The organism is Protofrankia sp. CiP1_Cm_nod1, assembly GCF_920888515.1.
Taxonomy (GTDB): domain Bacteria; phylum Actinomycetota; class Actinomycetes; order Frankiales; family Frankiaceae; genus Protofrankia.
Map to the genome: position 1 here is coordinate 1 of NZ_CAKKTM010000157.1, position 12,529 is coordinate 12,529.

10 protein-coding genes and 1 pseudogene are annotated in these 12,529 nt (G+C 70.5%); 5 read left to right on the forward strand and 6 right to left on the reverse strand.

Annotation, left to right across the window (positions count from 1 at the left end):
- Positions 1-928: TIR domain-containing protein (locus NBX02_RS07715; protein WP_250290621.1), on the reverse strand; the 928-nt coding region annotated here is incomplete at its 3' end.
- Between the two features lie 155 nt (positions 929-1,083).
- Here NBX02_RS07715 and NBX02_RS07720 point away from each other — a divergent pair.
- Positions 1,084-2,643: pseudogene (locus tag NBX02_RS07720) on the forward strand (IS66 family transposase).
- Positions 2,644-2,706: 63 nt separating this feature from the next.
- Here NBX02_RS07720 and NBX02_RS07725 read toward each other — a convergent pair.
- Positions 2,707-3,960: an ATP-binding protein gene (locus tag NBX02_RS07725; protein ID WP_250281157.1), complete on the reverse strand. Its 1,254-nt coding sequence runs from the start codon at positions 3,958-3,960 to the stop codon at positions 2,707-2,709.
- Between the two features lie 97 nt (positions 3,961-4,057).
- Positions 4,058-4,660, reverse strand: a complete 603-nt coding sequence (locus tag NBX02_RS07730; protein ID WP_250290624.1) for an NUDIX hydrolase — start codon at positions 4,658-4,660, stop codon at positions 4,058-4,060.
- A 250-nt stretch (positions 4,661-4,910) separates the two neighbouring features.
- Between NBX02_RS07730 and recO the strand changes: the two genes are divergently transcribed.
- The 4 genes from recO to NBX02_RS07750 all read left to right on the forward strand — a co-directional run bounded on the left by recO (position 4,911) and on the right by NBX02_RS07750 (position 8,690).
- Entirely contained in the window at positions 4,911-5,642 is a 732-nt protein-coding gene (gene recO / locus NBX02_RS07735; protein ID WP_250281161.1) for a DNA repair protein RecO, read from the forward strand.
- Between the two features lie 214 nt (positions 5,643-5,856).
- Positions 5,857-6,660, forward strand: coding sequence for an isoprenyl transferase (locus tag NBX02_RS07740; protein ID WP_250281210.1), 804 nt, complete (start codon positions 5,857-5,859; stop codon positions 6,658-6,660).
- Positions 6,661-6,757: 97 nt separating this feature from the next.
- Positions 6,758-7,129 carry an antibiotic biosynthesis monooxygenase family protein gene (locus NBX02_RS07745; protein WP_250290626.1) on the forward strand — a complete coding sequence of 124 codons (372 nt, stop codon included), beginning with the start codon at positions 6,758-6,760 and terminating at the stop codon, positions 7,127-7,129.
- A 133-nt stretch (positions 7,130-7,262) separates the two neighbouring features.
- Positions 7,263-8,690 (forward strand): glycine--tRNA ligase, encoded by a 1,428-nt coding sequence (locus NBX02_RS07750; protein ID WP_445548313.1) that lies wholly within the window; start codon positions 7,263-7,265, stop codon positions 8,688-8,690.
- A 73-nt stretch (positions 8,691-8,763) separates the two neighbouring features.
- On the opposite strand, the gene NBX02_RS07755 is transcribed toward NBX02_RS07750, so the two are convergent.
- The 3 genes from NBX02_RS07755 to NBX02_RS07765 all read right to left on the reverse strand — a co-directional run.
- Complete coding sequence (locus NBX02_RS07755; RefSeq protein WP_250281165.1) at positions 8,764-9,471, reverse strand: hypothetical protein; 708 nt, start codon at positions 9,469-9,471, stop codon at positions 8,764-8,766.
- Positions 9,472-9,546: 75 nt separating this feature from the next.
- Entirely contained in the window at positions 9,547-11,130 is a 1,584-nt protein-coding gene (locus tag NBX02_RS07760) for a substrate-binding domain-containing protein (protein ID WP_250290628.1), read from the reverse strand.
- Between the two features lie 131 nt (positions 11,131-11,261).
- The coding region (locus tag NBX02_RS07765; RefSeq protein ID WP_250290630.1) for a toxic anion resistance protein at positions 11,262-12,529 on the reverse strand (1,268 nt) is incomplete at its 5' end.

The following is a 12,529-nucleotide window of genomic DNA, read 5'->3' on the forward strand; positions in this document are numbered from 1 at the left end:
GCTTACGGCTGACGTCGTGACTGCCTGGGATGATCGCGAAGCGGTCGTGGTCGAGGCCCAGGGCGTCGGCCAGCCCGGCCAGCAGGTCATATGCCTGCTCGAACTCGGGTTTCGTGCCCGTCTCGGTGAGGTCGCCGGTGACGACGACGAGATCCGGACGTGGCCCGCCTGCGCCGACGTCGATGCCGCTGTCGGCGCCGGTAGCCAGTCGGCGCAGGTCGTCGGACAGCCAGGTGACCAGCGTCGCAGGCGTCCGGCCGGCTGCGGGCTGGGCGAGTAACCGCATTCCCGACAGGTGCAGCACGGTGACGGTGGATTCACTGATTGTTTCGCCGGCTATCCTGTCGGTGTCGGATGACGCGCCAGGAAAATCCGGCCGGGTCGACACCGCGCGGGGCGCGATGCTCCTGAAGTGGCCGATTTCATGGCCTGGCCACGGTGGTTTGACCGGCGGCTTGATACGCCCTCCCAGGGCTGCCTGAATGCCGGATAGCAGGCGGCTCGCGGCCTCGTCCTCGTTCTTCAGACCTATGAGGTCGATATAGATAATTGATCCGAGCAGTCCGTCTGGTTTGCATTCACGAACTCGAACAGGAATCGTCCGGCGCTGGTGTCCCTGTGGATCGGAGCGCCAGAACGGCCGCCATTCAGCTGTACCGAAGGGCGAGCTGCCGAGATAGTCCGGGGACAGGACCGGCAGGACTCGTTCGGCCCGTCGGATGCCTTCCTCCATACGGTCGGTCCAGTCCCTGCCCGGGACGAAGTCCCAGTCTTGGAGCAGCACTCGGAACCGCCGGCCCGGTTCCCGTTCGGTCGCCTCCAGGTGCCAGGCGATCCACTCCGCCCAGCCCCTGTCCGCCTTCGTGCGGCTGATGAAGAAGTCGAACTCGTAGTCGTCACTACCGGCCGCGTCGCCCCCGTTGCCCACAAGTCGAGAATGCCACCCTGCGGCATGGGTTGTGCGACCTGGGTCGGATAGAACGGGATGTGTCCATTCAGGGGTGCAAGATCGTAGTCCGCTGAGCTGGGTGTTTGCGTTGGTGTGACACGCCGCTGGTGTCTGGTGGTCGGGGCTGGCGGCGGATGATCTGGGTTGTGACTGGCCCGTCCGTGTGGTGGGAGCCGTGTCTGGCGGCGGCTGAGGCGCGGATCGAGGAGTTGGCTGCCGGGCTGGCGCAGGCGCGGGTGGGTCTGGCTGAGGCTGAGGCGGGTAACGAGAAGCTCGCGGTGGTGAACGGCCGGTTGCGGCAGGTGGTGGAGGACGCCGCGGCGCGCCATGAGGCGGAGATAGACGCGGTGCGCGCGGAGCGGGACCAGGGGCGTGGGCGGGCCGCGGAGCTAGAGCGGAAAGTCACCGAGCTGGAGTTGGAGGTCGCCGAGTTGTGGCGGCGGGTCGGGATGGACAGCACGAACTCGTCGGTCCCGCCGTCGAAGGAGCCGATCGGCGTCAGAGAGAAGCGGAAGGCGCCGCGGCGCCAGGCCTCGGAGCGGGTCCGGTCCAAGGACCGCAAGCCCGGTGGGCAGCCGGGCCATCCGGGGGCGGGGCTGCGGCGGGAGGCCGAGCCGGACCGGTCGTTACCGGCGGACCCGCCGTTGGAGTGCTCGTCGTGCGAGGCCGACCTGACCGGCGCCACGGTGCTCCCCGACACGTGGGCGCAGGTCTGGGACCTGCTCGGTCCGGTGCTGGAGAAGGTGGAGTGGGTGCTGCCGCGGCGTCGTTGCGGCTGCTGTCGGAAGGTCACCACCGCCGGGGTGCCCGGGGTGGCGCACGCGGCGGCGGGCACGGTGTCCTACGGGCCCCGGCTGCACGCGGCGGCGGTGCTGCTGGCCTCGGAGGCCGACGTGCCGGTGGAACGGGCCGCGATGGTCATCGGCGCGCTGCTGGGGGTGGAGGTCTCGGCCGGGTTCGTCGCCCGCGCGAACGCACGACTCGCTCACGACCTGGAAGCGGCCGGGTCCGACGGAGCGATGAAGGCGGCGCTGCGCGCCGAGCCGGTGCTGTGCGGCGACGAGTCCCCGGTCAACGTGCTACGCAGGGACCTGGACGAGGTCACGGGCACGGTCCTGTCGGGCACCCCGCACCTGCTGGTCGTGCGCACGCCGACACCCGGGCTGGTCTGGTACGCGGCGATCCGTTCACGCTCGTCGGAGGCCATCGACGCCACCGGGGTGCTCGACGGGTTCACCGGCTACCTGACCCGCGACGACTACGCCGGCTGGCACCAGTACGACCCCACCCGCGCCGGGGGGCAGCGGTGCTGTGCCCATCTGATCAGGTCGTTGCGGGCGGTGCAGCAGCTCGCGCCGGGCGCGTCGATGACCGCAACCATCCCGGTCTGGTCCTCGCCCGCCGGCTCGCCACGAAGGCCGACCAGGTCTGGCTGTTCACCACCAACTTCACGATCCCCTGGACGAACAATCCCGCCGAGCAGGCCATCCGCCTCCCGAAACGCCACCAGGCCGTCTCGGGCTACTGGCACACCCCCCCGCACCCTGGCGGGCTACCTCCGCGTGCGCGCCTACCTCGTCTCCGCCCGCGACCACGGCCTGACCGCCATCGACGCCATCCGCCACGCCCTCGCGGGCAAACCCTGGATACCGGTTCCGCGAGCGGCCAGTGCCCTGCCCGCCCTCACCATCTAAACCAACATCCACACGGTGTTGATCAAGTCACCACCCGTGAATGGACACAACGGGATCCCTGTCTCACAGCGTCCAGATCGTTTCGATCGGTAGGGCGTGCATGCGGTCGCCGAACGGGAGTGGCTGCGCTCCCGTGTACATCACGTAGCCCGCGATGAACTGGTCACCGGCTTTCCGGGCGAGCTGGTGCAGCCCTCGGAAGTCGTCCGCGCGGACCGTCTCGGAGGCTTTGACCTCGATGCCGACGATCTCGCCTGACGCGCGTTCCAGCACGGCGTCCACCTCATTACCGTCGCGGTCACGGTAGTGGAAGAGTTGTACCGGCTCCTCTGCCCAGGTCAGTTGGCGCGCGAGCTCGCCGATGACGAAGTTCTCCAGCAGTTGACCGACGGGTGCCGTTGGATGCGCCGCTCGTTTGAGGGACATACCGGTCAGGTGTCCGGCAAGCCCCGAGTCGGTCATGATTGTTTTTGGCGTGGCGACCGCTCGCGTGGTCAGATTGTTGGACCATGCCGGGATTCTCCGTACAACATAGATCAGCTCCAGCGCGTCCAGATGGCGGCGGACCGTGGACGCGGGGATGCCGAGATCGCGGCTGAGTCGCTGGGGGACGACCAGGCCCGCCATGCACGCCGCGACCGCGCCGATCAGCCGGCGTAGCTCGGTGACGCGCGTGATCTCGGATACCTGGCGTATGTCGCGTGCGATGAGATCTGCCAGATAGGAGTCGAAGAACCGGCCACGGCGCCGCGTGTCGGTGCGGCGTACCGCCTCCGGATAACCGCCTCGCAGGGCGCGGGCAACATAGTCCGGGCGGCGCAGGGTGCTCTCCGGCGCGGGTGTGTCCGGGCCCTGGTTGAACACGGTGTCGATGAAACTGTCGGGGGCTCCGTGGATCTCGCCCTGCGACAACGGCCACAGCTCGATCGTTTCGCTGCGGCCGGGCAGGGCGTCAGGCAGGTCGCGCAGGCCCAGCAGCCGAGCCGAGCCGGTGAGCAGGAACTGGCCCGGGCGGGGATCGCGGTCGACCGCGAGTTTGATCCCGAGCAGCAGTTCGGGCACCCGCTGGATCTCGTCGATCAGCAGCAGGCCGTCATGGCGGACGAATCCTGTCGGGTCTGTTCCGGCGGCATCCCGGACCGCCGCGTCATCGAGGAAGTACATCCTGGTGTTGGCCGAGGCGCTGGCCACCAGTTGGGCGAGTGTGCTCTTGCCGACCTGCCGGGCACCGTTGATCACTACGACGCGCGTGTCGATGAGCGCCTGCTCGACCAGGTCGACGGCATGGCGCGGGTAGAGATCCGGAGTGGTCGTCATCCCGTCCGATGATATCGCCAACCATGATCGATGGTGGATCTGCCGTGAGGGTCGTGGTGGATCTGCCGCATGATCCGTGGTGGATCTGCCGTAAAGATCACGGTGGATCTGCCGCGGGGGTCGTGGTGGATCTGCCGGGCGTCCCGTGGTGGATCTGCCGCTTACCGCGTGGTGGATCTACCGGGGGTTCAGGGGGCGTGGCGGGGTCGTTGGCCGGGGTCAGGGCGGCGTCCAGGAGGGCGTCTCGGTTGGCCAGGATGAATTCCTTGAGGGCCGGCGGCAGCAGCGTGAAACCCGCGAGGTCCTCGCCGCGCAGGTCGACGCGTTCGATGTCGTAGCCGCCCTTGGCGGGGTTGGTGAACTCCGTGCCGGTGCGGGCGGTGAGATCCATGGTGACCAGCCGGCAGACGAAGAAGTGCTGGACGACGAGGCCGGGCCGGCGGCCGTCACGGTCGCCGCCCGCCTTCGGCGGCCTTGGTTCGCTGGTGAGGAACACCTGCTGGACGCGGTCGACGGTGGCGCCGAGCTCCTCGGCCAGCTCGCGGTGCAGGGCCGCCTCGACGGAGGCGTCCTCGGGGTCGACCCCGCCGCCGACCGTGGACCAGTAGGGCGCCACGCCGGGTGGTGTCCGGTGGAACACGACCAGATACCCGTCGTCGTCGATCAGGATCGCTCGGGCCGCCCGCCGCACGATTCGCACCGGTCCATCATCGTCCCCGCGCCGGTGCCGCCGGTATCCGGACGCTCCTCGGCCGTTTCGGGCATACGGCGGAGGGAGGAAACGCGATAGATACGGAAAGTGACGACGGCGGCGTGTCCGGCTCCGCTCGAGGCCGGGCCGTCGCGGTTCGGCCCCGCATCGATCTTTTGGCCTGGCCGTGGCCGGCACGTGTCGCGATCATCTCGACCGGGCTCTGCCCCCTTGTCGGAATGCGTGCAACCATGGGCAGGTGCCGGTCTATCGAGATGAAGGTGTCGTCCTGCGGACGACGCCGCTGGCCGAAGCCGACCGCATCATCACGGTTCTGACCCGGCGGACCGGGCGGATACGCGCGGTGGCCAAGGGGGTGCGCCGCACGTCGTCCCGTTTCGGCGCGCGGCTGGAGCCGGGCACCTACGTCGATCTCCAGCTCCACGAGGGACGCTCGCTCGACACCGTCACCCAGGCCGACATACTCAGCCCGTACGGCGCGGTGATCGCGTCGGACTATCCCCGGCACACCGCGGCGGCGGTCATGCTGGAGACCGCCGAGCGGCTGACCAGCGAGGAGCGCCAGCCGGCGATGCGGCTGTTCCTGCTCCTCGTCGGTGGCCTGCGCACGCTCGCCCAGGGTGAGCGGGCGCCGTCCCTCGTCCTGGACGCGTTCCTGCTCCGGGCGCTGACCATCGCCGGTTACGGGATGGCGTTGGCGGACTGCGCCCACTGCGGGGACCCGGGGCCCCACCACGCGTTCTCCGTCCCGGCGGGAGGCGTAGTGTGCCCGGAATGCCGACCGCATGGAGCGGTGTCGATGTCCCCAGCCGCCGTGACGCTGCTGTCCGATCTGCTCACCGGGGACTGGGAGCGCGCCGGGGCAAGCGAGACCCGCACCCGGCGCGAGGCCGGCGGATGCATTGCCGCATACCTTCAGTGGCATCTCGAATACGGGTTGCGTACATTGCCCCATCTGGAGCGGGTGTGAACAGGACCGGGCAGCACGCCATGGGCATTCTTGACGCAGCCACCGTCGACAGGGCCACTGGCAGGGCCACCAACAGGGCCGCTAACAGGGCCGTCAGCAGGGCCACCGACAGGGCTGACAGGGCTGACAGGGCCGCCACAAGGCCGCCACAAGGCCGTAAGGCCGCCACAAGGCCGTCACAAGGCCGTCAACAAGCAGGAGGGGGGCCGAGCCGGTGAATCTGCGTAACGGGGGGGCTGGGCAGTTCCGGGCGCCTCACCCACATCCTTCCGGCGCATGCCCGCCGGAGATTCCTTCCGCGTTGATCCCACGACACGTCGCCATCGTCATGGACGGCAACGGCCGGTGGGCGAAAATGCGTGGCCTGCCCCGGACGAAGGGCCACGAAGCCGGTGAGGACGCCCTCTTCGACTGTGTGGAGGGGGCCATCGAACTCGGCGTCCGCTGGCTGTCGGTGTACGCCTTCTCCACCGAGAACTGGAAACGGTCGCCGGACGAGGTCGCGTTCCTGATGCGTTTCACCGACGGGGTGTTCGGCCGGCGTATCGACGACATGGACACGCTCGGGGTCCGGGTCCGGTGGGCCGGGCGGCGTCCCCGGCTGTGGAGCAACGTCATCCGGCGGCTGGAGACGGCCGAGGAACGCACCCGCGGGAACGACCGTCTCACCCTGGTGATGTGCGTCAACTACGGCGGGCGGGCCGAGCTCGCCGACGCCGCCGCCGCCATCGCCCGGGACGTCCGCGACGGCCGGCTGCGGCCGGACCGCATCGACGAGGACACCCTCGCCCGCTATCTCGACGAGCCGGAGATGCCCGACGTCGACCTGCTGATCCGCACCTCCGGGGAGCAGCGGCTGAGCAACTTCCTGCTCTGGCAGGCGGCCTACGCGGAGTTCGTGTTCGTCGAACGGCTGTGGCCGGACTTCGACCGGCGGGACCTGTGGGCGGCCTGCCTGGACTTCGCCAAGCGGGACCGCCGCTATGGCGGTGTCGTCGCCCATCCCTCCGGGGTCTGATCCCGGGGCCTGATCCGGGGAGCCTGATCCCGGGGCCTGATCCGGGTGTGCCCCGGCGGTAGCCCGGCCGGGGCGGGCGGGCTGATAGAACCGTGCGGTGATTGTCGTCACCCGGCTACGGGTCCCAGCGGAAGATGCCGCTGCCTTCCGTGAGCGCGCGGAGCGGACGCTGGCCGTTCTCGCCGGTGCGCGAGGCTACCGCTCGGCCCGGCTGGGACGCGCCGTGGACGACCCGGAGCTCTGGATCATCACATCCGAATGGGACGGGGTGGGGGCCTGGCGCCGGGCGCTGGGGGCCTTCGACGTCCGGATGGAGCTGACGCCGCTGATGGCCTACGCCGTCGACGAGCCGGGCGCGTTCGAGGTGCTGCTGGCGCATGAGGCCGCCGGCGGCCCCGTCCGCCGTGGTGGCTCCGACCTGGCGTCGGACGCCGCCACCGCCGGGCCCGGTGACAGGCCGCCGGGATGACCGGCCGGCCGCGGGCAAGACCACACCTGCGCGGTCATGATCGCCGTTTGGCCCGTACGCTGGGTGCTCGACTCCCTCGACGGCACCTGATCCTCTGCGCGGGCCGGAGACCGGGTCGAGGACCCCACCGCCCATGTCACCGTTGACACCGGGCAGAGAGGAAGGGAGCGCCCGCGTGGCCAGTGCATCCGACCGCATGGACACCATCGTCAGTCTGTGCAAGCGCCGGGGGTTGGTCTTCCCCTCGAGCGAGATCTACGGTGGCCTGCGGGCCTCGTGGGACTACGGTCCGCTCGGGGTCGAGCTGAAGAACAACGTCAAGCGCGCCTGGTGGAAGGCCATGGTCCAGGGCCGGGAGGACGTCGTCGGCCTCGACTCGTGCGTGATCCTCGCCCGCGAGGTCTGGGAGACCAGCGGCCACGTGCAGGTCTTCGTCGACCCGCTGACCGAGTGCCTGTCCTGCCACAAGCGGTTCCGCGCCGACCATCTGGAGGAGGCGTTCGAGGCCAGGCGCGGCCGGCCGCCGACGTCCCTCGGCGAGGTCGCCTGCCCGAACTGCGGCTCCCGTGGCACGTTCACCGAGCCGCGGATGTTCAACGGCCTGCTCAAGACCTACCTGGGCCCGGTCGAGGACGCCTCCGGCCTGGCCTACCTGCGCCCGGAGACGGCCCAGGGCATTTTCATCAACTACGCGAACGTCCAGGCGACGGCCCGGCGCAAGCCGCCGTTCGGGATCGGCCAGATCGGCAAGTCGTTCCGCAACGAGATCACCCCGGGCAACTTCATCTTCCGGACCCGTGAGTTCGAGCAGATGGAGATGGAGTTCTTCGTCCCGCCGGGCGAGGACGAGACCTGGCACCAGTACTGGATCGACGAGCGGACGAAGTGGTACCGCGACCTCGGCGTCCGGGCGGAGAACCTGCGTCATTTCGAGCATCCGAAGGAGAAGCTCTCCCACTACTCGAAACGGACCGTCGACATCGAGTACCGCTTCGACTTCGCCGGCCTGGAATGGGGCGAGCTGGAAGGCGTCGCTAACCGGACGGACTACGACCTGTCCGTGCACGCGAAGGCGTCCGGCGCGGACCTGACCTATTTCGAGCAGGCCACCGGCACCCGCTACACCCCCTATGTCATCGAACCCGCGGCCGGGGTGGACCGCGCCACCCTGGTGTTCCTGCTGGACGCCTACGCGGAGGACACCGCGCCCAACACCAAGGGCGGGGTGGACCGCCGGGTGGTGCTCCGGCTGGACCGGCGGCTCGCGCCGGTGAAGGCCGCGGTGCTGCCGCTGTCGCGCAACGCCGACCTGTCGCCGGTCGCCCGCGACCTGGCCGCGGCGCTGCGCCGGCACTGGAACGTCGACTTCGACGATGCCGGCGCGATCGGGCGCCGCTACCGCCGGCAGGACGAGATCGGCACACCGTTCTGCCTCACGGTCGACTTCGACTCGTTGCAGGACCAGGCGGTCACCATCCGTGAGCGCGACACCATGGCGCAGGAACGCGTCGCCATGGACCAGGTGGTCTCCTACCTCAACGCCAAGCTCGGCCCCTGCTGACGCCTCCGGCCGGGCTCCCCACCTGGGAACTGTCCAGGAAGCCAGGCCGGACGCGGCCGTGCCGACGGGATGATCACACCGTCGGGCCCGTCGGGCCGGTCGGGCCTGGCAGGTCGAGGTCTGTCGAGCCGAACCGGTCCGCGAGGAAGCGGCCGTGGGACAGCAGCCTGGCGGTGTCCCCGGCCGCCGCCGCCTCGGTGACGTCCCGTACGCCCTTCTCCAGCAGGCCCAGCTGGTCGACGACGACCTGGCGCGGGGTACGCCCGTCGTCCAGCCGGTGTGTCTCGGCGTACCGGGGCGGCAGGCCGAGATACACCTCCAGCGCGGTCGGCAGGTAGTCGTCGATGGTCCGCACGATCACGAACGTCTCGGGGGAGCCGGCACGCAGCAGGTGGGGGCGGTCGAGCACCTCCCGCAGCGCGTCGGCAACCCGCGCCGCGGCCGTGGTGATCTCGGCCGGCGCATGGGCGGCCAGGATCCGCAACTGCGCGTCGACGACCGTGCGGAGCTCGGCGACGCGCGGTCGGGCCCCGGCCGGCGCCGCCGGGCGGGCGGCCGGGGCCACCAGGGCGCCTATCGCATACAGAGCGGTGACGACGAACGGCCACTCCGGCGAGCCGGCCACGCCGGTGACGGTCAGCCCCAGTCCGCCGATCGCGCCGGTGCAGCCGGCGATGTTCTTCGGTGATCCGAGCCAGGCCAGCACCTTCCCGCGGGGCCCGCTGGTCGACGGCGGTGGCGGTGGCGGTGGGTCAGGCCGCGGCAGCCGGACCACCGTCACCGCCGTTCCCGGCCGGCGGCCTGGCTCCCCGTGATGTCGCGCATGCCCCGGTCGCGTGCGCCGGAGCCACGGTGGTCACTGATAGCCACGGATGTCCTTGAACGCCTCCGCCAGCGAGGACGCCCGCGCGTCGAACGTCGCGCCACCGGTGTCGGTGGCGATCGAACGCAGGTCGTCCGGGCGTGCCTCGCCGAAGATGACGCAGAATGTGCGGACGTCCCGGGCCTGCTGGGGGAGCTCCTGGTAGTCGGCGCGGAACTGCGCGGCTGACAGCCCGGTGTTGTTCTCGCCATCCGTCATCAGGACGATCGACGTCAGATATCCGGGATCCCGGACGATCGAGCTGGAAGCAAGATGGTAGGCGTCCGTGAGCGCGGAGTAGATGGCTGTTCCTCCTTGCACCTGTAGGCCGTCGATGTACGAGCGGACCGCGGCCAGGTCCGGTGAGGACGCCTGCGCGTCGGTCACGACGAACTCGCGGGGCCTGCCGACCGAGCTGTTGAAGAGCAGCAGAGTGATCTTCTCCCGGCCGCGGAACCGGGTGAACCGGCCGGAGAGCGAGGTGTCGCCGCCGGTGAGCCCCGCCAGCGCGGACTTCAGGCCGGCCAGGCGCTGGCCGGCCATGGAACCGGACCCGTCCAGTACGAAGATCGCGTGTGACGGCCGGCGGAAACGGTCGAAGTAGGAGCCCAGCAGCTCGTCGGCGACCGCCTGGGTGGCGGGGAAGGGCAGTTCGATCAGGCGGGCCGCGGGAAACCTCGGGTCGAGCGGCACGCCCGGGACGGCCGGGCGGCGGTTGGTGTCGGTCTGTAGCCGCCGTTGGGCCGCGGGGCTGCGCAGCCAGTTCACCACCCGGGTGTACTCGTCCCGCCGGGCCGGGTCGAGCAGGAGCATGGGGTAGTCGGCGGTGATGATGCCGTCCCTGGGATAGACGATGGTCAGCGGCTCGTGCAGCCGGCCGGAGCGCTGCAGGGACAGCAGCACCGACTCGTAGTTGATCATACCGCCGGCGTCCTGCGGGCGGGCGGCGAAGGCGTCGGCGAGCCAGCCCGAGCTGCCCGCGGTGAGCGTCTGCCCCGAGAAGAACGATGTCAGCGCGTCACCGCGGATGTCGGAGGCCCGCAGCGCGTCCGACGTTCCGGCGAGCGCGGCCGCGACACCCACCAGCGCGCTGAACCCGGAGTTGGACGCCGCCGGGTTCGTCATGGCGTACGTCAGCTCACCCGAGGCGACCTTCGCGGCAATGTCCGACCAGGTGACGTTCGGGTTGCCCGTCCAGCCGAACTTCGTGGCGAGCGAGCTCCGGACGCCGAGGACCACCGGTGATTCCATGACCGGGGTACGGGCGACGGCCGCTGTCGCGCCACCGGGCAGCAGGCGCAGGTAGCGGTCGGAGGAGAACCAGGCGGCGTCCGCTCCCGAGGAATGTCCGATGATCTTCTCGGCGCCGTCGAGCGTGCCGGTGTAGGTCAGCCGCACCGTGACCCCGGTGGCCGCGCGCAGGTCGTCCAGCAGCGGTTCGACGTCGGCGACCTCCGAGCCGGCGAGTATCCGCAGCACACCCGGTCTGCCCGGGCCGGGCTCCGGCGGCGGGTCGGAGCCGGAGCCGCAGGAGGCCACGGCGAACACGGTCGCGCACGCGGCGAGAAGCCCGAACACGGCCGTGCGCAGCGAGCGCCCGCGTCTGCCGCGCGTGGGACCATGGCTGAAGGTGACGGTTCGAGTGGCCGGACCAGAGGGTGCTCCGAGTCGCGACGACGCCCTCGCGTGCGGGGAACGGGGGCGGCGGGTCACCGCCCGCCGCCGGAGATCTCCAGCTCCCCGGCCGTGGCCGAAGCGGCCTCGGCGGGAGCGGCCGCGGCGGCCCGGTCCAGGTAGGCGGCTGCCTTCCCCATCTCCTCGGACAGGGTCTCCACCGTGGTCCGCATGTTCTCCAGCGCGGCGCTGCGGTATCCGTCGATCGTGTCGATCGTGGCGTAGATGTTGGCGAACGCCTGCTGGAGGGCCTGCACCGACACGGCCGAGGACGCCGCCTGCTCGTGGATCCGGCCGGTCTGCTGCCGCAGCAGCTCCGAGGTGCCGACGATGATGCGCTCGGTCGTCTCGTTCAACGCGGAGATCTGGTCGAGCACCAGCTTCTGGTTGGCCAGCGCCTGCGCGACGATCACCGCGGTGCGCAGCGCCGCGACGGTCGTCGTGCTCGCCCGGTCCACACCCTTGATCAGTTCGAGGTTGTTGCGCCGGACCATCTCCAGCGCGAGGTAGCCCTGCGCGCTGACCGCGAGCTGGGTGAGCAGGTCCTGGTGTTTCTGCCGCACGTAGAACAGGACGTCCTCGCGCAGCGTCCGAGCCCGTTCCGGGTCGCTGGCGCTGATCCGGTCGATCCGGGTGACAAGTTCGGCGTCGAGGTTCGCGGCCAGCTGGATGTACTCGCGCAGCTGGCCCATGGTGGTCCACAGATTGTGTTTTTCCTGCTCGATCGCGGCGTTGTCCCGCCGCAGCTCCTCCTGCCCGTTCCGCAGCGCCTGCAGGATCGCGTCCAGATGGGCCTGTGACGACCGGTAGGAGGCGAAGTAGTCCCGCAGCCGGTTCCCGAACGGGATCACGCCGAGCAGTTTTTTCGGGCCCAGCAGGTTCGCCCTGGACGGATCGAGGTCGCCGACCACCCTGCGCAGCTCCACCAGGGAGGCCGACACCGACGAGGTCGCGTCGAGCGCGCCGGTGCTCATCGCCCGTGCCGGCCTGTCCAGCAGCCGGTTGGAGACCGAGGCGGACGCGCGGATCTCCTTCTCGCCCATCCGGTGCACCGCGGCGACCTTGGTGGTGAAGGCGGGGGAGGCCGGGTCGATGCCGACCAGGGCGTCGGCGAAGGCCACCGCCTGGTCGGCCAGGCGCGCGGCCGCCTGAGGGCTGATCGGGACGGCGGGCCCGGCCTGCTCGGGGGTGACCGGCGCGACGGCCGCGGGCGGCACCAGGACCAGCTGCGCGCCGGTGTCGTCCGCGGCCGCCCGCGGTGCGGGTGCCGGTGGTGCCGGTGGCGTCGGTGTCGTCGGTGTCG